Origin of the sequence: Pseudomonas sp. SG20052 (assembly GCF_031766055.1) — a bacterium.
Taxonomy (GTDB): domain Bacteria; phylum Pseudomonadota; class Gammaproteobacteria; order Pseudomonadales; family Pseudomonadaceae; genus Aquipseudomonas; species Aquipseudomonas mandelii.
In genome coordinates this window covers 5371610-5395317 of record NZ_CP134498.1, presented here as the reverse complement: position 1 = coordinate 5395317, position 23708 = coordinate 5371610, and the positions used below count along the sequence as shown (strand labels likewise).

General features: G+C 58.2%; 26 protein-coding genes. 10 read left to right on the top strand and 16 right to left on the bottom strand.

The annotated features are described in order from the left end of the window. Nucleotides 1–42: 42 nt before the first annotated feature. Together RHP74_RS24770 and argF are read right to left on the bottom strand one after the other, a co-directional pair. Nucleotides 43–1152, bottom strand: coding sequence for an ABC transporter ATP-binding protein (locus RHP74_RS24770; RefSeq protein ID WP_311096529.1), 1110 nt, complete (start codon nt 1150–1152; stop codon nt 43–45). Continuing rightward, nucleotides 1149–2069: an ornithine carbamoyltransferase gene (argF, locus tag RHP74_RS24765; protein WP_010457691.1), complete on the bottom strand. Its 921-nt coding sequence runs from the start codon at nt 2067–2069 to the stop codon at nt 1149–1151. The genes RHP74_RS24770 and argF overlap by 4 nt, the downstream gene beginning before the upstream one ends. A gap of 448 nt (nt 2070–2517) precedes the next feature. Between argF and RHP74_RS24760 the strand changes: the two genes are divergently transcribed. The 5 genes from RHP74_RS24760 (at nt 2518) to grxD (ending at nt 6172) form a co-directional block, all read left to right on the top strand. Further along, nucleotides 2518–2724, top strand: coding sequence for a hypothetical protein (locus RHP74_RS24760; protein ID WP_010457690.1), 207 nt, complete (start codon nt 2518–2520; stop codon nt 2722–2724). Continuing rightward, complete coding sequence (locus tag RHP74_RS24755; RefSeq protein ID WP_138739082.1) at nt 2705–3040, top strand: hypothetical protein; 336 nt, start codon at nt 2705–2707, stop codon at nt 3038–3040. The genes RHP74_RS24760 and RHP74_RS24755 overlap by 20 nt, the downstream gene beginning before the upstream one ends. A gap of 156 nt (nt 3041–3196) precedes the next feature. After that, nucleotides 3197–3490, top strand: coding sequence for a hypothetical protein (locus RHP74_RS24750; RefSeq protein WP_010457688.1), 294 nt, complete (start codon nt 3197–3199; stop codon nt 3488–3490). A gap of 134 nt (nt 3491–3624) precedes the next feature. Next, the gene (locus RHP74_RS24745) at nt 3625–5733 is read left to right on the top strand and encodes a molybdopterin oxidoreductase family protein (RefSeq protein WP_311096526.1); all 2109 of its coding nucleotides are present in this window, start codon (nt 3625–3627) and stop codon (nt 5731–5733) included. 97 nt (nt 5734–5830) lie between these two features. Further along, a complete protein-coding gene (gene grxD / locus RHP74_RS24740) occupies nt 5831–6172 on the top strand; it encodes a Grx4 family monothiol glutaredoxin (RefSeq protein WP_010457686.1) in 342 nt (113 codons plus the stop codon). 221 nt (nt 6173–6393) lie between these two features. On the opposite strand, the gene bfr is transcribed toward grxD, so the two are convergent. After that, nucleotides 6394–6867, bottom strand: a complete 474-nt coding sequence (gene bfr, locus RHP74_RS24735) for a bacterioferritin (protein WP_010457685.1) — start codon at nt 6865–6867, stop codon at nt 6394–6396. 199 nt (nt 6868–7066) lie between these two features. Further along, the gene (locus RHP74_RS24730; RefSeq protein WP_007943567.1) at nt 7067–7285 is read right to left on the bottom strand and encodes a bacterioferritin-associated ferredoxin; all 219 of its coding nucleotides are present in this window, start codon (nt 7283–7285) and stop codon (nt 7067–7069) included. Nucleotides 7286–7600: 315 nt separating this feature from the next. On the opposite strand from RHP74_RS24730, the gene RHP74_RS24725 reads away from it, so the two are divergent. Next, nucleotides 7601–8203, top strand: a complete 603-nt coding sequence (locus RHP74_RS24725; protein WP_010457682.1) for a peroxiredoxin — start codon at nt 7601–7603, stop codon at nt 8201–8203. 75 nt (nt 8204–8278) lie between these two features. Here the strand turns inward: RHP74_RS24725 and rnt are convergent, their stop codons facing one another. Next, nucleotides 8279–8956, bottom strand: a complete 678-nt coding sequence (gene rnt, locus RHP74_RS24720; RefSeq protein ID WP_008155580.1) for a ribonuclease T — start codon at nt 8954–8956, stop codon at nt 8279–8281. Then, the gene (pyrC, locus tag RHP74_RS24715; protein WP_311096523.1) at nt 8953–9999 is read right to left on the bottom strand and encodes a dihydroorotase; all 1047 of its coding nucleotides are present in this window, start codon (nt 9997–9999) and stop codon (nt 8953–8955) included. Before pyrC ends, rnt begins: the two co-directional genes overlap by 4 nt. Before the next feature lie 157 nt (nt 10000–10156). Here pyrC and RHP74_RS24710 point away from each other — a divergent pair, with 157 nt between their 5' ends. Together RHP74_RS24710 and RHP74_RS24705 are read left to right on the top strand one after the other, a co-directional pair. After that, entirely contained in the window at nt 10157–11065 is a 909-nt protein-coding gene (locus tag RHP74_RS24710) for an OmpA family protein (protein ID WP_288114795.1), read from the top strand. Nucleotides 11066–11194: 129 nt separating this feature from the next. After that, entirely contained in the window at nt 11195–12412 is a 1218-nt protein-coding gene (locus tag RHP74_RS24705; RefSeq protein ID WP_007898502.1) for an argininosuccinate synthase, read from the top strand. 182 nt (nt 12413–12594) lie between these two features. On the opposite strand, the gene RHP74_RS24700 is transcribed toward RHP74_RS24705, so the two are convergent. Next, nucleotides 12595–13164 carry a hypothetical protein gene (locus tag RHP74_RS24700; protein ID WP_311096520.1) on the bottom strand — a complete coding sequence of 190 codons (570 nt, stop codon included), beginning with the start codon at nt 13162–13164 and terminating at the stop codon, nt 12595–12597. 598 nt (nt 13165–13762) lie between these two features. On the opposite strand from RHP74_RS24700, the gene RHP74_RS24695 reads away from it, so the two are divergent. Next, the gene (locus RHP74_RS24695) at nt 13763–14389 is read left to right on the top strand and encodes a response regulator transcription factor (protein WP_010457667.1); all 627 of its coding nucleotides are present in this window, start codon (nt 13763–13765) and stop codon (nt 14387–14389) included. Between the two features lie 95 nt (nt 14390–14484). Here RHP74_RS24695 and RHP74_RS24690 read toward each other — a convergent pair whose 3' ends face one another. The 8 genes from RHP74_RS24690 to metG form a co-directional block, all read right to left on the bottom strand. Continuing rightward, nucleotides 14485–14664 (bottom strand): PA3496 family putative envelope integrity protein, encoded by a 180-nt coding sequence (locus RHP74_RS24690; protein ID WP_010457665.1) that lies wholly within the window; start codon nt 14662–14664, stop codon nt 14485–14487. A gap of 107 nt (nt 14665–14771) precedes the next feature. After that, nucleotides 14772–15410: an endonuclease III gene (gene nth, locus RHP74_RS24685; protein ID WP_311096517.1), complete on the bottom strand. Its 639-nt coding sequence runs from the start codon at nt 15408–15410 to the stop codon at nt 14772–14774. Between the two features lie 25 nt (nt 15411–15435). Further along, a complete protein-coding gene (locus tag RHP74_RS24680) occupies nt 15436–15945 on the bottom strand; it encodes an Rnf-Nqr domain containing protein (RefSeq protein ID WP_221107219.1) in 510 nt (169 codons plus the stop codon). Continuing rightward, a complete protein-coding gene (locus RHP74_RS24675) occupies nt 15938–16549 on the bottom strand; it encodes an RnfABCDGE type electron transport complex subunit G (RefSeq protein ID WP_010457660.1) in 612 nt (203 codons plus the stop codon). Before RHP74_RS24675 ends, RHP74_RS24680 begins: the two co-directional genes overlap by 8 nt. Further along, entirely contained in the window at nt 16546–17529 is a 984-nt protein-coding gene (locus tag RHP74_RS24670; RefSeq protein ID WP_311096515.1) for an RnfABCDGE type electron transport complex subunit D, read from the bottom strand. Before RHP74_RS24670 ends, RHP74_RS24675 begins: the two co-directional genes overlap by 4 nt. Next, complete coding sequence (gene rsxB / locus RHP74_RS24665) at nt 17516–18532, bottom strand: electron transport complex subunit RsxB (RefSeq protein WP_083375854.1); 1017 nt, start codon at nt 18530–18532, stop codon at nt 17516–17518. The genes RHP74_RS24670 and rsxB overlap by 14 nt, the downstream gene beginning before the upstream one ends. After that, complete coding sequence (locus RHP74_RS24660; protein ID WP_010457655.1) at nt 18529–19098, bottom strand: electron transport complex protein RnfA; 570 nt, start codon at nt 19096–19098, stop codon at nt 18529–18531. The genes rsxB and RHP74_RS24660 overlap by 4 nt, the downstream gene beginning before the upstream one ends. Before the next feature lie 143 nt (nt 19099–19241). Next, nucleotides 19242–21293, bottom strand: a complete 2052-nt coding sequence (gene metG, locus RHP74_RS24655; RefSeq protein WP_010457653.1) for a methionine--tRNA ligase — start codon at nt 21291–21293, stop codon at nt 19242–19244. Nucleotides 21294–21619: 326 nt separating this feature from the next. Here metG and apbC point away from each other — a divergent pair, with 326 nt between their 5' ends. After that, nucleotides 21620–22714, top strand: coding sequence for an iron-sulfur cluster carrier protein ApbC (gene apbC / locus RHP74_RS24650; protein WP_010457651.1), 1095 nt, complete (start codon nt 21620–21622; stop codon nt 22712–22714). Nucleotides 22715–22839: 125 nt separating this feature from the next. Here the strand turns inward: apbC and RHP74_RS24645 are convergent, their stop codons facing one another. After that, complete coding sequence (locus RHP74_RS24645) at nt 22840–23598, bottom strand: SDR family oxidoreductase (protein WP_077749886.1); 759 nt, start codon at nt 23596–23598, stop codon at nt 22840–22842. Between the last annotated feature and the right edge of the window lie 110 nt (nt 23599–23708).

The following is a 23708-nucleotide window of genomic DNA, read 5'->3' as shown; positions in this document are numbered from 1 at the left end:
GGGAGTGAGCAGCCACGCTCCCACATTTTTTGTCCGTGTGTATTAGCTGGCGGTGCTGTAGCGCCGGACACCGGACTCTACCACCGGAATCTGCGCAGCCGTGCTGCCCGATGCCTGGAACAGCACCAGGTGTTCAGCCGCGACTCGAATACCCACTTCGGCACCGACTTGATGATCGGCATGGCTCGGGAAAATCGACTCCAGTTGCGCCCCGGTCGGCAGCTGCAAACGGTACAACGTCGAGGCCCCCTGGAACGACTTGCCGACAATCCGCGCCTTTAAACCGCTTTCGGGTGCATAAACGATATCGTCCGGACGCAGCAACACATCCACCGCACCGCCCACGGGCCAGGTGTAGGCCCGATTGCCGCGCAACTCACCCAATTCGGTCTGCACCGACTCGGGGCTGCTCAGCTGGCCGCGAATGAAATAACCCTGGCCAATGAAGCTGGCCACAAACGGCGTCAGTGGCTCGTGATACAGGTTGTAGGGCGTGTCCCATTGTTCCAGCCGACCTTCCTTGAACACCCCGACATGATCGCTCACCGCGAAGGCTTCTTCCTGGTCGTGGGTCACCAGAATCGCGCTGGTGCCACGGGCCTTGAGAATGTCGCGCACCTCATGGCTGAGCTTGCGTCGCAGTTCGCCATCGAGGTTGGAGAATGGTTCGTCGAGCAACAGCAATTGCGGTTCCGGTGCCAGTGCGCGGGCCAGCGCGACACGCTGCTGCTGACCACCGGACAACTCGTGCGGAAAGCGCTTGCCGAGGTTTTTCAGGTTGACCAGCTCCAGCAACTCTTCGGTGACACGATCCTTTTGCGGGTGCTTGCGGATCCCGAAGGCGATGTTCTCGGCCACGCTCAAATGCGGAAACAGCGCGTAGTCCTGGAACACCATGCCGATCCGGCGTTTCTCCGGGGCAAGGGTGAAGCCGGCGCGGGAGATGGTCTCGCCTGCGAGGGTGATTTCACCTTCCTGCACCGGTTCGAAACCGGCAATCGCCCGTAGCGTGGTGGTCTTGCCGCAGCCCGAGGAGCCCAACAGGCAACCGATGTCACCGGCATTCAAATGCAAGTTGAGGTTCTGCACGACGCGCTGGTCTTGATAGCCGCAGGCGAGGTTGCGCAGGTTAAGCAGTAATGGAGGACTCATGCGTGGTGATACGCCGGCTCGACGAGGAACTCGAGCAGGGCCTTTTGTGCGTGAAGGCGGTTTTCCGCCTGGTCCCAGGCGACCGAGCGCTTGTCATCGAGCACGTCGAGGCTGATTTCCTCGCCACGGTGGGCCGGCAGGCAGTGCATGAACAGCACATCCTCGGCCGCCAGGTCGAGCAGGGCGCGAGTCACCTGGAACGGCGCGAACAGCTTCAGGCGCTTGGCGGTTTCTTCTTCCTGGCCCATGGAGGTCCAGACATCGGTGCTCACCAGGTGGGCGCCGCGTACGGCATCCTTCGGATCGCGGACGATGGTCACGCGATCGCCGGCCATGGCCACGAACTGCGGGTTGGGTTCAAACCCTTCAGGGCAGGCGATGCGCAACTGGAAGTCGAACTGGATCGCCGCTTCTATATAGCTGTTGCACATGTTGTTGCCGTCGCCGATCCAGGCCACGGTCTTACCCTGAATCGAGCCGCGATGTTCGAGGAACGTCTGCATGTCGGCCAGCAACTGGCACGGATGCAGGTCATCGGACAGGCCGTTGATCACGGGAACGCGGGAATTGGCGGCGAATTCGGTCAGGGTGCTGTGGGCAAAGGTGCGGATCATCACGGCGTCGAGCATGCTCGACATCACGATGGCGCAGTCGCCGATCGGCTCGCCACGGCCCAGTTGCGTGTCGCGCGGCGACAGGAAGATGGCCTGGCCGCCGAGCTGGATCATGCCGGCTTCGAACGAAATACGGGTACGGGTCGAGGACTTCTCGAAAATCATCCCGAGTACGCGGTTTTTCAGAGGCTCGAACAGTACGCCGCGGTTACGCAGGTCTTTGAGCTCAACGCCTCGACGGATCACGCTGACCAGCTCTTCGGGCGTGCAATCCATCAGGGAGAGAAAGTGCCTTGCGCTCATCATTGACTACCTTTTTGCAACAGACCGCAGATACTCAAAGCCTTGTTTAACTGAAAAACGGGCGAGACCTGCGGCGTAAGCCGCACGGGGCGACGAAATAGGGAGAGGCGCGATATTGACATTAAATGTCGCGTTTTTCCAATAGGAGGCTTTTTTTACGGTTTCCAACATGTTCCAAGCGATACAACGCGATCCGCGTTGCGAGTTTGTGAGCAGCATTTGTACACGGTGCCGAAGCTCGATTGCAATAACTGCCGTGATCTGGCTCGATATCCGGCGAAGAATGGAAGACCCGCTGAACAGCGCCCTCCGGGCCCCTTACAAGCTCGCGGAGTTGTTTGCTGTTACGTTTTCAGGTGCCGGGTTTCGGATTGCGCTCAGGTATTATCCGCCTCATTGCGGATTCTCGACTGCGTAAAGTCAAACACTCCCAGGGAGGGAGCGCTGTATGGCGATCAATAAACCCGGACACACTGGTCTGACGCGCCTTCGTCGTGTTTCGCCGGCCTTCGATATGGCTGTCATTTCTACGGTCATGGGCTTCGCGATTATCGCAAGCACGATTTATCCAGGCGTTCCGAGCGCAGTGGTGGGCGCCATCGTCGGCGCTTTTATCGGCGTGAAGAATTTCAGGGATGACGCGATTGCAGATTGATTCGACCCAGTTTTTGGTAGTGGGAGGATTGGTCGCAATTGGAATCTATCTGGGAGCTTCGCTACTCGCGCGATCGACGCCGGACCTGAAGCATGGAGCTGCCCTGGTGGTCGCGTGGTTCACAGTGGTGAGCGTCATTGATATCGCGTTGCAGGTCTATCAAGCCGAGCCTCATCAGCTGGGCATCCTGGCAAACCAGAAAGCTATCATCCTGATCGGGTCCGGCGTGATGCTTTGGCTGGCGGTCGGCGGAATCTGGACGGCCTTGGCCTCACCGCTCAAAAAGAAGGCGTCGAAGATTTCTCAGCCTCAGTGAGCCTGTCTGTGTGGTCGAACGCAGGTTTTGACGAGGTCGTTTCGTGTCTTGTCTGTTGTTCAAGGCGCCGGTTGTCACCGTGTTCTGGATGAAACGTTTGCTAATACAAAGTGCTGGGTTATAACTAACTCACGAGTGACGCAGGAAGCCTTCGGAATGGAATCGAAAGAACAGCTTTTAATGGACTTACTCAGCCTCACGGCCCGCTCCTTGACCCACCTCACCGCTTCCATGACGTCGATGTCCTTCGAATTGATGCGCAGTGAAGACGAAGTGACCAAAGCGGCCGGTCGACGCATGATCGATCGCATGGCAACCATTAGTACCGGGCTCGACGAACACTGGCGACTGATCGGCGAGCTCACCGGCGTACATATCGCCCAGGAACAGATCGAAACCATTCAGGAGATCCAGTTGCAGGCGCCGCCGCCCAGGTTGCCGCCGAACTGATCGTGCACGGCCATCGGCTAGCCTGATGGTCGTCGATTCACAAGACGAACGTCGCTGGCGCAGTCGCGGGTCACGCGCCATAGTTTTGTTCCCGCGGCTGATATTGCCCGCCCAGAACAAAACAGAGACTGGCCATGACCAAGACTCTCCATCACCGTGCCTGCCACCTGTGTGAAGCCATCTGCGGCCTGACCATCGAGACCTCCGAGGTCGAAGGCAATGGCGTGCAGATCACCTCAATCAAGGGTGACCCGCTGGATACGTTCAGTCGTGGGCACATCTGCCCCAAGGCGGTTGCCTTGCAAGACATCCAGAACGATCCGGATCGCCTGCGTCAGCCGATGTTGCGAGTGGGCAGCGAATGGCAGCCTATCGAGTGGCAAGACGCCTTCAGCCTGGTCGCCGAACGCTTGGCGGCGATTCAGGAGCATCATGGGCAGAATGCGGTGGCGGTTTATCAAGGCAACCCCAGCGTGCACAACTATGGCTTGATGACCCACAGCAATTATTTCCTGGGCCTGCTGAAAACCCGCAACCGGTTTTCCGCGACCTCGGTCGATCAGTTGCCTCATCACTTGACCAGCCATTTGATGTACGGCCACGGCTTGCTGCTGCCGATTCCGGACATCGACCACACCGATTTCATGTTGATCCTCGGGGGCAATCCCCTGGCCTCCAACGGCAGCATCATGACCGTGCCGGATGTGGAGAAGCGCCTGAAGGCGATTCAGGCCAGGGGCGGCAAAGTGGTGGTGGTCGATCCGCGCCGCAGCGAAACGGCAGCGATAGCCGATCAGCATCTGTTCGTGCGCCCCGGTGGCGATGCGGCGCTGTTGTTCGGGTTGCTCAATACCTTGTTCGCAGAAGGTCTGACTCGCGACAGCCATTTGCCGGTCGACGGTCTGGATGAAGTCCGTCAGGCGATCAGCACATTCACTGCCGACGCCATGAGCCCCTTGTGCGCGGTGCCGGCAGAACAGATTCGTCAGTTGGCCCGGGATTTCGCGGCGGCGCCGACAGCGGTCTGCTATGGCCGGATGGGCGTCTCGACCCAGGCCTTCGGCACGCTGTGTCATTGGCTGGTGCAATTGATCAACCTGGTCACCGGCAACCTCGACCGCGTCGGCGGTGCCTTGTGCACTGAACCTGCGGTGGATCTGGTGGCTTCGACGTCGGGTGGGCATTTCAATCTGTGGCAGAGCCGGGTGTCCGGGCGTCCCGAGTACGGTGGTGAGTTGCCTGTGTCGGCCCTGGCGGAAGAGATGCTGACGGGCGGGGAAGGGCAGGTTCGTGCCCTGATCACCGTGGCCGGCAATCCGGTGCTGTCCACACCCAATGGCCGGCAACTGGAACAGGCGCTGGACGGTCTGGAGTTCATGGTCAGCATCGACCTGTACATCAATGAAACCACGCGCTATGCCGACCTGATCCTGCCGTCGACTTCGGCACTGGAAAACGACCACTACGACACCACGTTCAACATGTTCGCGGTGCGCAACGTCACCCGTTTCAACCGGGCGATCCTGGGCAAGCCCGAAGGTGCATTGCATGACTGGGAGATCTTTGTCGGACTGGCCCAGGCTTTTGCGGCGAAGACCGGCAAGGAGCTGAAACCGACCATTGCACCGGCGCAGATGATCGATCGTGGGCTGCGGATGGGGCTTTATGGCGATGCCTCGGCGCACAAGCTTTCGTTGGCGACGCTGTTCGATCACCCGCACGGCGTCGATCTGGGCGCGCTCAAATCGAACCTGGCGCCACGCCTGAAAACCGCCAACCAGCGAGTCCAGGCCGCGCCGGCTGCGATTCTCGCTGACCTTGCCCGTTTCGCCGCGCTGCAAGCACCGGCTGCCGACGAATTGCTGATGATTGGCCGTCGCCATGTGCGCAGCAACAACTCGTGGATGCACAACTATCACCGTCTGGTGAAGGGCAAGCCGCGCCATCAATTGTTGATGCACCCGGATGACCTGGCCAGTCGTGGACTCGGTGACGGGCAGCGCGTGCGGGTCAGTTCGCGGGTCGGTGTGATCGAAGTAGAAGTGCTCGCCAGCCTGGACATGATGAAAGGCGTGGTCAGCCTTCCTCACGGTTGGGGGCATGCACGGCCCGGCGTGCAGATGACGATCGCCAGTAGTCAACCGGGCTCCAGCGCCAACGACCTGACCGATGAATGTCAGCTCGACGAGTTGTCGGGGAATGCTGCGTTGAACGGTGTTCCGGTGACAGTGGCGGCGGCCTGATTGTGTCTGTCGGGGAGACCGAGCATGGCGCTCGGGTTTCCGTTACAATGCGCCACCGTGCCGACCTCTGAGTCGGAAAGTTCAGCCGAGGTGCTCCATGGATATCATCGAAACGATTAAAGAGCAGATTGCTAACAACACCATTCTGCTTTACATGAAAGGTTCGCCGAATGCCCCGCAGTGTGGCTTCTCCGCGAAAGCCGCGCAGGCCGTGATGGCATGTGGTGAAAAGTTTGCTTACGTGGACATCCTGCAGAACCCGGAAATCCGCGCCAACCTGCCAAAATACGCCAACTGGCCAACCTTCCCGCAACTGTGGGTCGGTGGTGAGCTGGTCGGCGGTAGCGACATCATGACTGAAATGTCGGCTGATGGTTCGCTGCAGGCCACGATCAAGGCTGCCGTTGAAGCGGCTGCTGCGAACAAGACCGAAGCCTGACCCGGTACCTGTAGGCGCGAAGCTTGCTCGCGAAAGCGGTACAACATTCAGCACATAAGTTGACTGGACTACCGCTTTCGCGAGCAAGCTTCGCTCCTGCAGATGTTTCGTCCTGAAACAGGTGCAAACCTTGTTCAGGACGAGACAAAGGGCATTAAAAAGCCCCGCCTCTATAAAAGAGTGCGGGGCTTTTTATTGTCTCGAGTTTAGCGGGCGCTAACTTACTCTTCGCCCATCTGCGATTGCAGATAGTTCTCAAGACCGATTTTATCGATCAGGCCCAGTTGAGTTTCCAGCCAGTCGATGTGTTCTTCTTCGGACTCAAGGATATCTTCGAGCAATTCACGGCTACCGAAGTCACCCACGGTTTCGCAATGAGCGATGGCAACCTTGAGGTCGGCATGACCAGTTTTCTCAATACGCAGGTCGCATTCGAGCATCTCCTGGGTGTGTTCGCCGATCTGCAGCTTGCCCAGGTCCTGGACGTTCGGCAGGCCTTCGAGGAACAGGATGCGCTTGATCAGCTTGTCCGCGTGTTTCATCTCGTCGATGGATTCGTGGTATTCGTGCTTGCCGAGCTTGTTCAGACCCCAATCTTCGTACATGCGCGCATGCAGAAAATATTGATTGATCGCGACCAGCTCATTGGCAAGGATCTTGTTGAGATGCTGGATGACTGTAATGTCGCCTTTCATGATGGGGTCCTGCCCTGTATTAGCTGTCAATAAGGCGGAGTTTGAGCCGCACAACTAACAGTGTCAAACCTAAGTTATTGAAACTTAAATGAAAATTAATCGGAATAAGAATGTTTGTGTTCCGCGTCTGGAGCGTAAGCAGTTGATTTTCAGACATAAAAAAACCGGACATCAAGTCCGGTTCTTTGGAATAGGGTAGTTACGCGGCAGTAAATTCTACAGGGAAAGGAATCGCAGCCTGGGCCGATTGCAATTTGGTCAGGGTTTCACGCACCACTTCCTTGGCAAGGCAGGCGCATTTACCGCATTGGCTGGCTACGCCAGTGGCCTGGCGGACTTCTTTGTAGCTGCAGCAACCTTCATAGATTGCATCGCGGATTTGACCGTCGGTGACGCCAGTGCAGAGGCAGACATACATAAGCTAAGAACCGTCGCTGGTGGTGACTCAGTTGCGATGGATCTTAATGTTAACGAGAATGATTGTCAAAGTGCTTTCTGAAAGCTTCGCGTTATAAGCGAGTATGACTGACGAACGGTTTTCATCCAGGCGTCTGCCATCACCTGCCGCGACGACCAATTTGACGTGCGGTTGAAAAACCGTTGAGGACAGCCCAAAAACGCCGTGTATGATGGTCGGTCCTTGCGAAGGGGGGCGTGTCACAGGGCTGTCGCCTGAGGGTGGCAGGCTGACACGAACCCAGTTCTTCACGATATATAGACCAGGAGATATTCAATGAGCGTACTCGTAGGCAAACAAGCCCCGGACTTTACCGTACCTGCCGTCCTCGGCAATGGCGAAATCGTTGACAGCTACACCTTGTCCTCGGCCATCAAAGGCAAATACGGCCTGGTGTTCTTCTACCCACTGGACTTCACCTTCGTTTGCCCGTCCGAGCTGATCGCTCTGGACAACCGCATGGCTGACTTCAAGGCGCGCAACGTTGAAGTGGTCGCGGTGTCGATCGATTCGCACTTCACCCACAACGCATGGCGCAACACCCCGGTGAACAATGGCGGTATCGGCCAGGTTCGTTACACCATGGCTGCCGACATGAAGCACGAAATCGCCAAGGCCTACGACGTTGAGTCCGAAGGCGGCGTGGCTTTCCGTGGCGCGTTCCTGATCGACGACAAAGGCGTTGTCCGTTCGCAGATCATCAACGACCTGCCGCTGGGCCGTAACATGGAAGAGCTGATCCGTCTGGTCGACGCGCTGCAATTCCACGAAGAGCACGGCGAAGTCTGCCCTGCCAACTGGAAAAAAGGCGACAAAGGCATGACTGCTTCGACCGAAGGCGTCGCGGCTTACCTGACCGAGAACGCTGCTGCGCTGTAAGGCACGTTCGAGGCATAAAAAAACCGGCCACTGAGGCCGGTTTTTTTATGGTCGGGAGAAATTCAGCGACCGGGATCAGTCGTTGAAGTCTTCCCAGCCGCCCATTTGTTTCCAGCGATTGACGATGCCGCAGAACAGCTCGGCCGTCTTCTCGGTGTCGTAGCGCGCCGAGTGAGCCTCACGACCGTCGAAGTCGATGTCCGCCGCCTGGCAAGCCTTGGCCAGTACGGTTTGACCGTAAGCCAGGCCAGCGAGGGTCGCGGTATCGAAACTGGAGAATGGGTGAAACGGGTTACGTTTCATGTCCAGGCGTGCGACAGCGGCGTTGAGGAAACCCAGGTCAAAGCTGCTGTTGTGCCCAACCAGAATTGCCCGTTTGCAGCCGTTGGCTTTCAGGGCCTTGCGGATACCACGGAAGATATCGGTCAGGGCCGTTTCTTCGCTCACCGCCATACGCAGCGGGTGATCGAGTTTGATCCCGGTGAATTCCAGCGCCGCGGCTTCAATGTTCGCGCCTTCAAAAGGTTCGACGCGGAAGAAATAGGTGTGATCGGGATACACAAAGCCTTTTTCATCCATGGCGATCGTGGTCGCGGCGATTTCCAGCAGGGCGTCAGTGGCAGAGTTGAAACCACCGGTTTCAACGTCGACAACAACTGGCAGGTACCCACGGAAGCGCTCAGCCATGGGGTGGCGCGAACCACCTCCGCCGCCTTGACCGTCCTGTTCGTCGTCGAAATGGTCTTCACTCACGCGTGTTCCTCCAGCAGGCGCCAGCGCAGTTTTTCACCGGCGCGCAGCGGGATTACGGTCAGCTCGCCAAATGGCAGGCTGGTTGGGGCGGTCCACTCATCGCGGACCAGGGTGATGCGATCGGTGTTCACCGGCAGGCCATAGAAGCGCGGGCCGTTGAGGCTGGCGAAGGCTTCAAGCTTGTCCAGCGCGTTGCGTTGTTCAAAGGCTTCGGCGTACATCTCGATCGCCGCATAAGCGGTGTAGCAACCGGCACAGCCGCAGGCCGCTTCTTTGGCGTGCTGGGCGTGAGGCGCCGAGTCGGTGCCGAGGAAGAACTTGTTGCTGCCGCTGGTGGCGGCGTCGAGCAGGGCTTCCTGGTGGGTGTTGCGCTTGAGGATCGGCAGGCAATAGAAGTGCGGCCGAATCCCGCCCACCAGCATGTGATTGCGGTTGTACAGCAGATGATGCGCGGTGATGGTCGCGCCAACGTTGGCCGAAGCCTCGTTGACGAACTGCACGGCGTCCGCGGTGGTGATGTGTTCAAACACCACTTTGAGCGTCGGGAAACGCTCGACCACACGACGCATATGCTCATCGATGAAGATTTTTTCGCGGTCGAACACATCGACATCGCCGCGGGTGACTTCACCGTGAATCAGCAAGGGCATCCCGACGTCGGCCATGGCCTCAAGTGCAGGGAAGATCTTGTCGATACTGGTGACACCCGAGTCCGAGTTGGTGGTCGCGCCGGCCGGGTACAGCTTGGCGGCGTAAACGAAACCGCTGGCCTTGGCCTCGCGAATTTCGTCGGGCTGGGTGCGGTCGGTCAGGTACAGCACCATCAACGGTTCGAAACGACTGCCGGCCGGACGTGCAGCGAGAATCCGCTGGCGATAGCCGTCGGCTTCAGCGGCGTTACGCACCGGAGGTACCAGGTTGGGCATGATGATGGCGCGACCAAAGGTACGCGCGACATCCGCAACGGTATTGGTCAACACAGCACCATCGCGAAGATGAATATGCCAGTCGTCGGGACGCAGCAGGGTCAGGCGGTCGGACATGAGGGGATTCCAGGCGGGTCAAACTCTGGGGAATGCTACCGGAAAAGACTCTCTCAGGCACTCGCTATCAAGTTTTGCAGGAAGCTTCCGATATCCAACAGGTATGCCGTAAATATGTGTGTCGGTCTTTTTGTTGTAGAAGCCAGTGGAGCCTCCCGTGCGCCAGCGTTATTTAGCCTTGCTCAGTGTGTTTGCCAGCCTCCCTGCGATGGCGCTCACTTTCCAGACACGTCTGGAGAGCATCGAGTGGACGGTCGAAGGTGACAAGTTCGAATGCCGCCTGACTCAACCGATTACCGATTTCGGTTCGGGTGAATTCGTGCGCCGCGCCGGCGAGCAGGCGACGTTTCGTCTGAAAGCTTACAACGCGATGATCGGTGGCGGTTCAGCAACCCTGCTGGCGGCCGCTGCGCCGTGGCAACCGGGACGTGGCGACATCAATCTGGGATCGGTGAGAATCGGCAGCGGCAACGTGTTGTTCAACAGTTCGCAAGTTCAGGCCGGTCGCCTGATCAGCGGGTTGATGGACGGCCGCAGTCCGGTCATCCGGCATTCCTCTGGTGATGGCCGCGTCTCTGAAGTGCGCCTGTTGCCGGTCAAGTTCAGCAAGGCCTTCAACGACTACCAGGGTTGCGTGGCGAAACTGCTGCCGAAGAATTTCGAGCAGGTCAAACAGTCCGAGATCGGTTTCCCGGGTGAAGGCGTTGATCTTGATTCGCAAGCCAAGGCGCAGTTGCAGGTGATGCTGGAGTTCATGAAAGCGGATCCGACGGTCAATCACATCGAACTCGACGGGCACTCCGACAACAGCGGCAATCGCCTGACCAACCGCGAGCTGTCACGCCGCCGGGCGTTGGCGGTGATGGACTATTTCAAGGCCAATGGCGTCCAGGAATCGCAGATCACCCTGCGTTTCCACGGTGAGCGCTACCCTGTGGCGCCGAACACCAGCGCCACCAACCGCGCGAAGAATCGCCGGGTCGCGGTGCGCCTGGAGCGGGTGGCACCGACCGAGAAAGTCGCGCCTCAAACCACGACGCCGGGAAGCTCTTCGGCGACATCCTGAGTTTGCTGAATTCGTCGCTCGCTCGACAGAATCTGTCGCTTCGTCGTCATAAGCTGTCGCGCCTCTGTAAATTATTCCGTATGACCGGTAGACTTCACGGCTTTCCGTAGAACCCCGTGGAGTGATGGCATGGCGGACGTAAACAAGGTCGTTCTGGCGTATTCCGGCGGCCTGGACACTTCGGTGATCCTCAAGTGGCTGCAGGATACTTATAACTGTGAAGTGGTGACCTTTACCGCTGACCTGGGTCAGGGCGAAGAGGTTGAACCTGCACGCGCCAAGGCTCAGGCCATGGGCGTGAAAGAGATCTACATCGACGATCTGCGCGAAGAATTCGTGCGCGATTTCGTTTTCCCGATGTTCCGCGCCAACACCGTTTACGAAGGCGAGTACCTGCTGGGTACTTCCATCGCTCGCCCGTTGATCGCCAAACGCCTGATCGAAATCGCCAACGAAACCGGCGCTGACGCCATTTCCCACGGCGCCACCGGCAAGGGTAACGACCAGGTTCGTTTCGAACTGGGCGCCTACGCACTGAAGCCTGGCGTGAAAGTGATCGCCCCTTGGCGCGAATGGGACCTGCTCTCCCGTGAAAAGCTGATGGATTATGCTGAAAAGCACAATATCCCGATCGAGCGTCACGGCAAGAAAAAATCCCCGTACTCGATGGATGCCAACCTGCTGCACATTTCCTATGAAGGCGGCGTGCTGGAAGACACCTGGACCGAGCACGAAGAAGACATGTGGAAATGGACCGTCTCCCCGGAGAAGGCTCCTGACAAGGCGCAGTACCTGGAACTGACCTACCGCAACGGCGACATCGTGGCACTGGACGGCGTCGAAATGACCCCGGCCACCGTGCTGGCGACCCTGAACCGTATCGGTGGCGAACACGGTATCGGCCGTCTCGACATCGTCGAGAACCGTTACGTGGGCATGAAGTCCCGTGGTTGCTACGAAACTCCTGGCGGCACCATCATGCTGCGCGCTCACCGTGCGATCGAATCGATCACTCTGGACCGCGAAGTGGCTCACCTCAAAGACGAGCTGATGCCTAAATACGCCAGCCTGATCTACACCGGTTACTGGTGGAGCCCTGAGCGTCTGATGCTGCAGCAGATGATCGATGCGTCCCAGGCACACGTGAACGGCGTTGTGCGCCTGAAGCTGTACAAGGGCAATGTGATCGTCACCGGTCGCAAGTCCGACGAATCGTTGTTCGATGCCAACATCGCGACCTTCGAAGAAGACGGCGGCGCCTATAACCAGGCCGACGCAGCGGGCTTCATCAAGCTCAACGCCTTGCGCATGCGCATTGCTGCAAACAAAGGCCGGAAGCTTTTCTGAGATCTTTGAAGCTGCAACGACGGTAATGGAAATGTGGCCTTGTCAGTGACAAGGCCACATTCTGAAAGAGGGATTTTTCCTGCCGGGTATCATGTATCAACTTTCTTGTTGTTGTTACAAATAAGCTTTCGTCTGCTTTACTCTCCGACTGCCCGTCGCAATCGGTCTTCTGCTATTGGCGCTCAAGCCATCGTCGTCATGCCATGTGAGCTCAAATTGTAGGCAACCCAGAACGTAGTGCTGTTGCGTTTCTTTGTTTGTTTCGAATGCTTGTGTGCGCCTTCCTTCAGTAACGCCTCTGAATCAGTACAGGTTAGGAACACGATCACGCGCGCAGGGTTTTCCTGTGGTTGCTGGATCTTTTCCATCAAAGTGTTGAAGTCCATTTTGTTGCTCATCCATCGTGCATCGACGATGTGCAGATCCTTTAGCAACACCGATGAGCGTAAGGGGTGCTCAATCAAATGCTCGGGTGTATTGACTTGCGCGTGATCGGCATCGGTCATGGCCTTGATGAAATGCTTGCCTTTCTCAAAATCAGAGGGCGCATAAAGCGATCGATAGTTGAAGTTGAGTGTGGCGAAGAATAGGAAGAGCAAATAAAAGGGAAAGCTGATAAGGAACCAGATATAGATCTCTCGTTCCTTATTGTCGAGAAATGGAAGAGAGATAGCAGCCGAAGTTTCAGACAGTGTTGCAAATATCGCAATGATTGTCATGGGGTTGGAAATTCTTGTTTTGAGTTTGTTCATGTTGTTTGCTCATGGAAGATTGTCTGTTCTCGATTAATTTATGGAGAGGTTTCGGGTGTCGGTAAGTTGCCGGGGTCGGGAAAGCGGTCTGCTGTTTTGGTGGTGTCCTTTTAGTAGATTTGTTAATGGGGGTCATAGTAGCTGTATTATTTGCGCCTCGGGTATTTTTGTTATTGTTGTTTTGGAAAGTTCAGCGTTTATTGCTGTTTCTGAAGTGTTGCCTGGTGTAAGGATTGTTGTAATTGAATTAGTGGTCACGTCTTGGCTTTTAACGAGCGAGTGTGAATGTTTGCCTGAAAATATCGGTTGTTTTTAAGCGTAGCTCAATCGTCAGCGTCTGTCGGATCCTTCGGTCAACCTCTGGTTTCTTTGATTTCCTGATGTAAATCGATACAAAAACACTTTTGAAAGCGCCGTCCCGCCGGGGCGGTAAAATTTAAGACACACAGTATTCGTCTGATTTTTGTAAGACATGTCCTGCTTGTTTGTAGGGAATGTCTTTCGCTGCGGGTGGCCGAGGGGGGCGGCATGCCACGGATGAAACGACTAGGCTATTGTGCGGGCTCTAAAAATTCGAACAGCGAAATTGGACTTGCCCATGAATAAAGTGCTGATCGTGGATGATCACCCCGTCATTCGTCTTGCGGTACGTATGCTGATGGAACGTCATGGCTACGAAGTCATTGCAGAAACAGATAACGGTGTGGATGCGTTACAACTTGCCCGCGAACTTATGCCGGATATTGTCATTCTGGATATTGGGATACCGAAGCTGGACGGGCTGGAAGTCATTGCGCGTCTGACAACAACAGCGATGCCTCTTAAAGTGCTGATCCTGACCTCTCAGGCCCCCGGACATTTTTCCATGCGTTGCATGCAGTCGGGGGCCGCTGGGTATGTCTGCAAACAACAGGATCTCACTGAATTGCTCAGTGCGATAAAGGCCGTGCTTTCGGGCTACAGCTACTTTCCGAATCAAGCGCTGCATACCGTTCGTTCCAGTCTCGGGAATGCCAGTGAAGCCGATATGGTGGATCGCCTGTCCGGGCGCGAAATGATGGTGTTGCAACAGTTGGCTCGAGGAAAGACAAACAAGGAGATTGCCGATGGCATGTTCCTCAGCAATAAAACGGTCAGTACTTATAAGACACGCCTGTTGTTGAAGCTCAATGCTCGCTCATTGGTTGATCTGATCGAACTCGCTCAACGTAATGGACTGGTATGAACGCACTGGCGATTGACGAGGCGTGATGAAAGGGCGTTCATCGGGGGGCGGGCAGCACTCAGTAAAAAGCCTCCGTTTCGGGAGGCTTTCAGGTGTCAAAGGTCAAAATCGTAATCGGCCAACTGCTTTTGCAGTCGACGCTCCTCCAGCAGATTGTCAATGGTGCGGCGTTTGCTCAGATTGGTCTTCGCCACTTCAACCACCGGTTCAGCATCATCGGTCTCAACAGGTGTGAAGTCGTCTTCTACGTCCAATTGCTCTTTGCCAGTGCTCATAAGATTAACTCCAGGCTAAGACTGCCTTTGGCGCTCCTTATATCGACAAACTCCCGGCGGGTAAAAAAGATTTTTTCAATCGATGGATCAATAAAACTAATACTGCCTCAATCGTCCGAGGTCTTTTGCTTGTATTCGCACAGGTCTTCGATCCGGCAGCTCCCGCAACGAGGCTTGCGGGCCAGGCAAACGTAGCGTCCATGAAGGATCAGCCAATGGTGTGAATCGAGCAGGTATTGCTTGGGGACAAACTTCATCAGCTTCATCTCCACCTCGACCACGTTTTTGCCCGGTGCAATGCCCGTGCGGTTGCTGACTCGGAAAATGTGGGTATCAACGGCCATCGTCAATTGCCGGAAAGCGGTATTGAGCACCACGTTGGCGGTCTTGCGGCCGACGCCGGGCAGCGCCTCCAGTTCCTCTCGGGTTTGCGGAACCTCGCCACCATGGCGCTCAACCAGCAAACGACAGGTTTCGATCACGTTTTTCGCTTTGCTGTTGAACAGGCCGATGGTCTTGATGTATTCCGACAGCCCTTCGACGCCCAAGGCATAGATCGCCGCCGGCGTGTTGGCCACCGGATAGAGTCTGGCGGTGGCCTTGTTCACACCGACATCGGTCGACTGGGCGGACAGAATGACCGCAATCAGCAATTCGAACGGCGAGGAATAGGCCAGTTCGGTCTTCGGTTCCGGTTTGTCTTCGTGAAACCTGCGGAAAATTTCCAGACGTTTTGCGGCATTCATGGACAGTGCGTTTCCTCGAAGTCGGTCAGTGTGAGGGAGTCGGTCGGTGCCAGGCCTGCCAGGCGGCGATCAGCAGTCCCAAGAGAATGAATCCGCCAGGGACCAGCGTGGCCAGGTGCAGACCGCCGTTGCCGATCACCTCGCGCAGCAGGCCTAGCCCCACCAATAGCGCGCCAAACAGGCCACACAAACGCAGGCGATCAAGCCGCGGTTCCTGGAAAAAACCATTGTGCTCCAGCACCACACATTGCAAGGCGATCAATCCTGCATAGATCCCCGTGTGCTGATGCCATTGAAGTGACCCGACCTGCGCGGCCAGTTCCGCGCAACTGGTCAACGTGGCGGCCAACAGGATGCTGGCAAGCAAGCGGGTGGACGGGATCAGCCGTGCTCGCAAGGTGGCCATGCTGAGGTCATATGCATTGATCACTACGAAGAACATCAGCCACAGGCCGAGAGCGGTCGGCCAGGCCTGCGTAGCGCCGATCAGAGGCGCAAGCATCAGAGAGTTGCGCAGTGTCGATGTCTTATTCATGCGCACTGCTCCCGATTAGCTGTTGCGGGTGTTCGTCGAAGAAACGCAACGCGTCATGAACGGCGCTGATCACCGCCCGTGAAGTAATGGTCGCGCCCGCTATCTGATCGAATTGACCCTGGTCTTTTCTCAAGGCCCAGCCGGTGTCGCCGGGGTCGTTTCGCGACTTGCCAGTAAACACCTGAAGCCAGGTATTGGGCCAGTCGGCGATCTTGCCGCCCAGGGCTGGGGTTTCCGATTGCTTGAGGGTCTTGACCCCCAGCAACTTGCCGTTGGCGCCGATGGCGATCAGCAGCTCGATGGAGCCCTCGTAGCCCAAGGTCTGGCTGCGCAGCAACACCGCGCTCGGTTGGCTGGCCTTGGTCGCCAAATAGCCGCCCAGCAGCGTGCTGTTGGGCAGCCGGATGTTTTCGAGGGCGAGTGGCTGGTCCAACGGCTGATTGTCGTAGCTGTCTGGCGGTAGCAGGTCCAGCAGGTTGCGGCTGTCGATCAAGCGCTGTTGCGCACTGATACGCGGTTCGCTGGCGTGCTGCACGACGTACGTCACGCCAATTCCCAACCCGGCCAGCAGCACCAGCATCACAACGCTCGTCGCTCGGTTCATGGGGCCATCTGCTCCTGCCTGGACGCGACTAACCGCTCCAGCGCCGGGACGCCAAGGTTCATCAGCAACACGGCAAACGCTATACCGTCGGGGTATCCGCCCCAAGTACGAATCAGGTAGGTGAGTAATCCCACGCCGGCACCGAACAACAATCGGGCACCGGGGCTCTTCGCGCCGGACACCGGCTCGGTGGCAATAAAAAACGCGCCCAGCATGGTCGCGCCGGTGAGCAGGTGAAACAGCGGCGAGCCATGGGAGTCGGAGCCCGAACCGTTCCAGCACAGCAGGCTGATGATGAACAGACTGGCAAGCATGCCGACCGGTGCGTGCCAGGTGAACACCCGCCGTTGCAGAAGAAACGCGCCGCCAGCGAGAAAGGCCAGGTTGACCCATTCCACACCGCGTCCGCCGAAATGGCCGAACGCCGGATTGCTCGCGAAGAGTTCATCCATGGTCAGGCTTTTGTTGATTCGCAGGCTGTCCAGCGCCGTGGCCTGGGCCCAGGCATCTGGCGCCTGACCGAAGCCGAAGACCTGTTGCAAGCCACCGAGCAGACTCATGCCGTGGGCCGATGGCCAGAGGGTCATCTGTTGGGGAAAGGTCACCAGCACCAGGGCAAAACCAAGCATCGCCGGGTTGAACGGATTTTTGCCAACCCCGCCATAAAGGTGTTTACCGAGCAGGGCGAATGCCGCCGCACTGACCGTCAGCCACCACGGGCAATAAGGCGGCAAGGCCAAGGCCAGCAACGTCGCGCTGACGAGCGCGCTGCCGTCGCTCAACGTTGGCTTGATCGATTGCTTGCGCAGGTGCAGCACCGCAGCTTCAACCGCCAATGCGGTAACAGCCGTCAAAATCAGGTTGATCAACACGCCCCAGCCATACAACCAGAACAACGCCAGCATGCCCGGCACCGTGGCCAACAACACCAGCTTCATGGCCTGCTGAAGGCGTTCGTCCACCGATTCAAGGGGCGACATAGGCATCCACCTGACGCTCGGCGTCCATCACAGCGCGTTCCAGCGCTGCAATCTGTTCAGCTGCGGCTTCGCCGGTTCGCGCCTTGTTGAGTTCGGCGCGGCGCATGGCCAGCTGGATCTTCGCCCGTTTCAGCTCGGCATCCTTCGCTGGCGCGGCGGGTGCCGGTGCGGGGATGGGCGGCGCGCTGCTTTCCAGCTTGGCCAAGGCTTGCTCTGCCATCTCGAATTGCTGTTGCAGCACGATCAATTGCGACTGCTGCTCGAAGGTCGGCGGATGCCCGAACGCCTTGAGCGACTTGTTCAGTTGCGCACGACTCATCGCCAGGTCGATCTTGGCTTTTTTCAACGCCGCATCAGCGTTTGCCGCTTTCTGCGCACGCACCCGCTCAAGCGCAGCCTGAACCGGGTCGAGCGTCGGCACTTCGTTTTGCGGCGTGGCGCGTTGAGCGCGGGCCTGACGTTCGGCGAGTTTCTGCTCTTCCTCGCGGCGCAAACGGGCGTTGCGCTGTTCGAAGCGACGCCGCGCATGATTGCGTTTGGCGGTGCGCGCCCGTTGTTCCTCAAGGCTGAACGCCAGGCCACCAACAATCGGCAGCACCGTGGCCAAGGGCAGTGGCCGCATTTCGATGCAATCCACCGGGCACGGCGCGACACACAGGTCGCAACCGGTGCATTCGTCGATGATCACCGTGTGCATCAATTTGGCAGCACCGACGATGGCATCCACCGGACACGCCTGGATGCATTTGGTGCAACCGATGCATTCGGCTTCGCGGATGTAAGCGATCTGCGCCGGTGCCGAGCCGCGGCTGACGTCCAGTTCCAGCACCGGCACTTGCAGCAACTCGGCCAGCGCCGAGATGGTTTCGCTGCCCCCTGGCGGGCACTTGTTGATCGGCTCGCCGCTGGCGATGCCTTCGGCGTAAGGCTTGCATCCGGGGTGGCCGCACTTGCCGCATTGGGTCTGCGGCAAGAGGGCGTCGATGCGTTGAATCAGACTCATGTTTTGATCAGCCCGCTGAATCCGAGAAAAGCCACTGCGATCAGTCCGGCGCCGATCAGTTCGATCGGCAGGCCGCGAAAGGGCAGGGGAATATCATTTTCGATTGTGCGCTGGCGCAAGTCGCTGAACAGGCTGAGCACCAGCCAGAACCCCAGTCCTGCACCGAGGCACAGGGCGGTGGCGTGGAAGAATCCTTTGTCGTCCTGAGCGTTGAGCAATGCCAGCCCCAGCACACCCGCGTTGCCCAGCAGCAACGGCCAGAGGCCATCAAACGCAAGCTTTGGAAGTAACCGGGAAAGCGCTTTCAGCAGCGGGCCGATCAGCAATACGCTCAAGGGCAGGAACACGAAAAGACGCAGCGAAGTCAGTTCCAGCGGCACCAGCAACCAGTGATAAGCCGGGTAGCCCAGTATGCCGACCATCAGCATCAGACACGTCGTCGCAATACCCAATGCATGAACCTGATCGCGCTCGCTGCCCAGCAGCGGATCGACGCCCAGCGGCCAGTGCAACACGAGGTTGTTGATCAGGGCGGCGCTGATAAGCGTAAGCAGCATCTCGGTCATGATTGTGCCGGTAGAAAGAGGGCTTTTTAACAGAGCGTTCTAAAAAGCTTAGGCATTATCCGGGAAGGACGGAGGGTGGGGCCTGATATGAAAATCCCACAGTCGCGCCAGGCACGACTGTGGGATCGATTTAGCGCAGAAACTTACTTGATGCGCTGACCCGGCTTGGCGCCGCTGTCGGGGCTGAGCAGGTAGATTTCTTCTCCACCAGGGCCGGCTGCCATCACCATGCCTTCGGAGATGCCGAATTTCATTTTCCGTGGCTTGAGGTTGGCGATCATCATGGTCAGACGGCCATTGAGCTTGGACGGATCCGGGTAAGCGCTCTTGATCCCGGAGAACACGTTGCGTTGCTCGTCACCGATGTCGAGGGTCAGGCGCAGCAGCTTGTCGGCACCTTCCACGTGTTCGGCCTTGACGATCAAGGCAACGCGCAGGTCGATCGCGGCGAAGGCGTCGAAATCGATTTCGGGCGACAGCGGATCCTTGGCCAGTTCGCCATTGCCGGCCGGCGCGGCATTGCCGGTGTCGGTTGCGCTGGCGGTCAGGTCTTCTTTCGATGCATCGCTCATGGCTTGGACTTTTACCGGGTCGATACGGGTCATCAACGGCTTGAACTCGTTCAGTTGATGGTTGCTGAGCAAGGTCGCGTGGTCATTCCAGGTCAGCGGCGCGACGTTGAGGAACGCCTCGGCGTCGGCGGCCAGCAGCGGCAGCACCGGTTTGAGGAAGATCACCAGTTGGCGGAACAGGTTCACGCCCAAGGCGCAGATGGCCTGGACTTCGTCCTGCTTGCCTTCCTGTTTGTTCAGCGACCACGGTGCCTTGTCGGCGATCCAGGCGTTGGCACGGTCGGCCAGGCCCATGATCTCGCGCATGGCACGGGCGAAGTCGCGCGCCTCGTAGGCCTCGGCAATGCTTGGCGCTGCGGCCAGGAACGCTTCGGTCAGTTCCGGTGCGGCGTTGCCGGCCACCAGCACACCGCCGTTGCCCTTGTGGATAAACCCGGCGCAACGGCTGGCGATGTTGACGACTTTGCCGACCAGATCGGAGTTGACCTTCTGCACGAAGTCTTCGAGGTTCAGGTCCAGGTCATCGACGCCACGGCTCAGCTTGGCCGCGTAGTAGTAACGCAGGTACTCCGGCGACAGGTGGTCCAGGTAAGTCCGGGCTTTGATAAAAGTGCCGCGGGACTTGGACATTTTCTGACCATTGACGGTCAGGTAGCCGTGCACGTTGATGCCGGTCGGCTTGCGGAAACCGGCGCCTTCGAGCATCGCTGGCCAGAACAGGGCGTGGAAGTTGACGATGTCCTTGCCGATGAAGTGGTACAGCTCGGCGGTGGAGTCCTTACCCCAGAACGCGTCGAAATCCAGTTCCGGACGGCGGGCGCACAGGTTCTTGAAGCTGGCCATATAGCCGATCGGCGCGTCCAGCCAGACGTAGAAGTATTTGCCTGGCTCGTCGGGGATCTCGAAGCCGAAGTACGGCGCATCGCGGGAGATGTCCCACTGTTGCAGGCCGGCATCCAGCCATTCGGCGATCTTGTTCGCCACGGCTTCTTGCAGGGTGCCGCTGCGGGTCCAGGCTTGCAGCATTTCCTGGAAATCCGGCAGCTTGAAGAAGAAGTGCTGGGAATCCTTGAGCACTGGAGTGGCACCAGAGATCGCCGACTTCGGATCCTTCAGGTCGGTGGGTGCGTAGGTTGCACCGCATTTTTCGCAATTGTCGCCGTACTGGTCTTCAGTGCCGCATTTCGGGCAGGTGCCCTTGATGAAGCGGTCGGCCAGGAACATTTTCTTTTCCGGGTCGAAGTACTGAGTGATCGAGCGCTGGGCGATGTGCCCGGCGTCGCGCAGCTTGAGGTAGATCTGGCTCGACAGCTCACGGTTTTCTTCGGCGTGAGTGGAGTGGAAGTTGTCGAAGTCCACCAGGAACTCGGCAAAGTCGGCGCTGTGTTCAGCCTGGACGTTGGCGATCAGTTGTTCCGGGGTGATGCCTTCCTTTTCCGCGCGCAGCATGATGGCCGAACCATGGGCGTCGTCGGCGCAGACATAAATGCATTGGTTGCCGCGGTGCTTCTGGAAGCGCACCCACATATCGGTCTGGATGTATTCCAGCATGTGGCCAAGATGGATCGAACCATTGGCATAGGGCAGGGCGCTGGTGACGAGGATCTTGCGTGGCTCGGACATGGGGCTCGGCTACTTGATGAAACGGAGGTCGGCCACTATAAAGCGCTGGCGCATATTTTTCACCCCGTCAGCCTGTTTCCGGTTGCATCGAATGCCCAAACCTGTGCACCGGCAGTCTGAGCGTGAAAATGCTTCTGTGGCGAGGGAGCTTGCTCCCGCTGGGTGGCGAAGCCGCCCCAAACCCTCCAACCCGTTTTCGGCGCAAGGAGTGCGTCTGCCCGATTGCGACTGCTTCGCAGCCGAGCGGGAGCAAGCTCCCTCGCCACAAATGTATGTCCGGCGTAGGATACCCCCCTGATTTTCCAGTCTTGCTATCGGAGTTGCCCATGAGCGCCGTCAATCGCGCAGCGGTGGAAGCCGTCCTTCGCCAATACACCGACCCTTATCTGAACCAGGACCCGGTCAGCGCCGGGTGTGTGCGCAGCATCGACATCCAGGGCGATCGCGTCAGCGTGCAACTGGAACTGGGCTACGCCGCCGGTCTGTTCAAGAGTGGCTGGTCGCAAATGTTGCAAATGGCGATCGAAGGCCTCGACGGCGTGACGAGCGCGCGCGTTGACATCACCAGCGTGATCGCCGCGCACAAGGCCCAGGCGCAAATCCCGGGCCTGGCCAACGTCAAGAACGTGGTCGCCGTGGCGTCCGGCAAGGGCGGCGTGGGCAAGTCCACCACCGCCGCCAACCTCGCGCTGGCCCTGGCCCGTGAAGGCGCCAAGGTCGGGATTCTCGACGCGGACATCTACGGTCCGAGCCAGGGCATCATGTTCGGCATCCCCGAAGGCACCCGACCGAAGGTCAAGGATCAGAAATGGTTCGTGCCGATTGAATCCCATGGCGTTGAAGTGATGTCGATGGCGTTCCTGACCGACGACAACACGCCGATGGTCTGGCGTGGGCCGATGGTTTCCGGCGCATTGTTGCAACTGGTCACGCAAACCGCCTGGGGCGATCTGGATTACCTGGTCATCGACATGCCACCAGGCACCGGTGATATCCAGCTGACTCTGGCGCAGAAAGTCCCGGTGGCTGGCGCGGTGATCGTTACCACGCCGCAAGATCTGGCATTGCTGGACGCACGCAAGGGCGTGGAGATGTTCCGCAAGGTCAACATCCCGGTGCTCGGTGTGGTGGAAAACATGGCCGTGCACATCTGCTCCAACTGCGGGCATGCCGAGCATCTGTTTGGTGAGGGCGGAGGGGTGAAGCTGGCCAACCAGTATGGCGTCGAACTGCTGGCGTCGTTGCCGCTGGCAATGGCTATCCGCGAACAGGCCGATGGCGGCAAGCCTACGGTGATCGCCGAACCTGACAGCCCGATTGCCCTGGTGTACCAGGAACTCGCCCGCCACGTCGGCGCGCGGATTGTGTTGCAGGAAGCGGTGTCGCCGGCGATGCCGAACATCACCATCAGCGACGATTGATGGCCTGAAACACAACTTACTGTGGGAGCTAGCCTGCTAGCGATAGCGGATTCACATTCAACAAATAAGTTGGCTGAACCCGCTCAATCGCTAGCAGTCTAGCGCCCACATTGATCTATGAGGCCTTAGATCCGCAGCCCGCCATCCATTTCCAGAATCCGGCCGGTGTAGTAGTCGTTCTCGAAAATGTACGCCGCCGAATGGGCGATCTCTTCCGGTTTGCCCATGCGCTTGAGCGGGATCCCGGCCGTCATCTTCTCCAGCGCTTCAGGCTTCATGCCCAACGTCATCTCGGTTTCGATAAAGCCCGGTGCAATGCCAGCCACGCGAATGCCATAACGTGCCAGTTCCTTGGCCCAGGTCACGGTTGCCGCGGCCACGCCAGCCTTGGCGGCGGAGTAGTTGGTCTGGCCGACGTTGCCGGCGCGGGAGATCGAGGAGATATTGATGATCGCGCCGCTGTTGTTCAGCTCGACCATTTTTGCCGCGACTTCACGGGTGCACAGGAACACGCCGGTCAGGTTGACGTCGATGACCGCCTGCCATTGGGCCAGGCTCATCTTGGTCATTTCGCCATCCTTGACCTTCAGCAGCAGGCCGTCGCGCAGGATGCCGGCGTTGTTGATCAATCCATGAATCGCGCCGAAATCTTCGGCCACCTGGGCGACCATGTGCGTCACTTGCTCTTCGTTGGCAACGTTGCACAGGTAAGCCCGAGCTTCTACGCCCTTGGCTTTGCACGCCGCGACGGTGTCGTCGAGCTTTTCCTGGTTCAGGTCCACCAGCGCCAGCTTCGCGCCTTTACCCGCGAAATACTCGGCCATGGAACGGCCTAAACCCTGGCAACCGCCAGTGATAATGATTACTTTGTCAGTGAGTTGCATTCGCATGCCCCAATAGCAGGTTCAGAGTGGTTTCCTTCCTAGAGGGCCTCTCGATCTGCACCTGATGTGGCCTGGTTGCACATGAGAACTGCCCCGATGGCGTACTGGAA

Bases quoted from the DNA above. Each gene is read 5' to 3' on its own strand.
- argF (WP_010457691.1), bottom strand. From the start codon at position 2,069: ATGAGCGCAAGGCACTTTCTCTCCCTGATGGATTGCACGCCCGAAGAG.
- grxD (WP_010457686.1), top strand. From the start codon at position 5,831: ATGGATATCATCGAAACGATTAAAGAGCAGATTGCTAACAACACCATT.
- metG (WP_010457653.1), bottom strand. From the start codon at position 21,293: ATGTCCGAGCCACGCAAGATCCTCGTCACCAGCGCCCTGCCCTATGCC.
- RHP74_RS24745 (WP_311096526.1), top strand. From the start codon at position 3,625: ATGACCAAGACTCTCCATCACCGTGCCTGCCACCTGTGTGAAGCCATC.
- RHP74_RS24750 (WP_010457688.1), top strand. From the start codon at position 3,197: ATGGAATCGAAAGAACAGCTTTTAATGGACTTACTCAGCCTCACGGCC.
- RHP74_RS24695 (WP_010457667.1), top strand. From the start codon at position 13,763: ATGAATAAAGTGCTGATCGTGGATGATCACCCCGTCATTCGTCTTGCG.
- nth (WP_311096517.1), bottom strand. From the start codon at position 15,410: ATGAATGCCGCAAAACGTCTGGAAATTTTCCGCAGGTTTCACGAAGAC.
- apbC (WP_010457651.1), top strand. From the start codon at position 21,620: ATGAGCGCCGTCAATCGCGCAGCGGTGGAAGCCGTCCTTCGCCAATAC.
- RHP74_RS24725 (WP_010457682.1), top strand. From the start codon at position 7,601: ATGAGCGTACTCGTAGGCAAACAAGCCCCGGACTTTACCGTACCTGCC.
- RHP74_RS24680 (WP_221107219.1), bottom strand. From the start codon at position 15,945: ATGAATAAGACATCGACACTGCGCAACTCTCTGATGCTTGCGCCTCTG.
- pyrC (WP_311096523.1), bottom strand. From the start codon at position 9,999: ATGTCCGACCGCCTGACCCTGCTGCGTCCCGACGACTGGCATATTCAT.
- RHP74_RS24700 (WP_311096520.1), bottom strand. From the start codon at position 13,164: ATGAACAAACTCAAAACAAGAATTTCCAACCCCATGACAATCATTGCG.
- RHP74_RS24645 (WP_077749886.1), bottom strand. From the start codon at position 23,598: ATGCAACTCACTGACAAAGTAATCATTATCACTGGCGGTTGCCAGGGT.
- RHP74_RS24770 (WP_311096529.1), bottom strand. From the start codon at position 1,152: ATGAGTCCTCCATTACTGCTTAACCTGCGCAACCTCGCCTGCGGCTAT.
- RHP74_RS24755 (WP_138739082.1), top strand. From the start codon at position 2,705: ATGACGCGATTGCAGATTGATTCGACCCAGTTTTTGGTAGTGGGAGGA.
- RHP74_RS24660 (WP_010457655.1), bottom strand. From the start codon at position 19,098: ATGACCGAGATGCTGCTTACGCTTATCAGCGCCGCCCTGATCAACAAC.
- RHP74_RS24705 (WP_007898502.1), top strand. From the start codon at position 11,195: ATGGCGGACGTAAACAAGGTCGTTCTGGCGTATTCCGGCGGCCTGGAC.
- RHP74_RS24675 (WP_010457660.1), bottom strand. From the start codon at position 16,549: ATGAACCGAGCGACGAGCGTTGTGATGCTGGTGCTGCTGGCCGGGTTG.
- RHP74_RS24670 (WP_311096515.1), bottom strand. From the start codon at position 17,529: ATGTCGCCCCTTGAATCGGTGGACGAACGCCTTCAGCAGGCCATGAAG.
- RHP74_RS24760 (WP_010457690.1), top strand. From the start codon at position 2,518: ATGGCGATCAATAAACCCGGACACACTGGTCTGACGCGCCTTCGTCGT.
- bfr (WP_010457685.1), bottom strand. From the start codon at position 6,867: ATGAAAGGCGACATTACAGTCATCCAGCATCTCAACAAGATCCTTGCC.
- rsxB (WP_083375854.1), bottom strand. From the start codon at position 18,532: ATGAGTCTGATTCAACGCATCGACGCCCTCTTGCCGCAGACCCAATGC.
- RHP74_RS24690 (WP_010457665.1), bottom strand. From the start codon at position 14,664: ATGAGCACTGGCAAAGAGCAATTGGACGTAGAAGACGACTTCACACCT.
- RHP74_RS24730 (WP_007943567.1), bottom strand. From the start codon at position 7,285: ATGTATGTCTGCCTCTGCACTGGCGTCACCGACGGTCAAATCCGCGAT.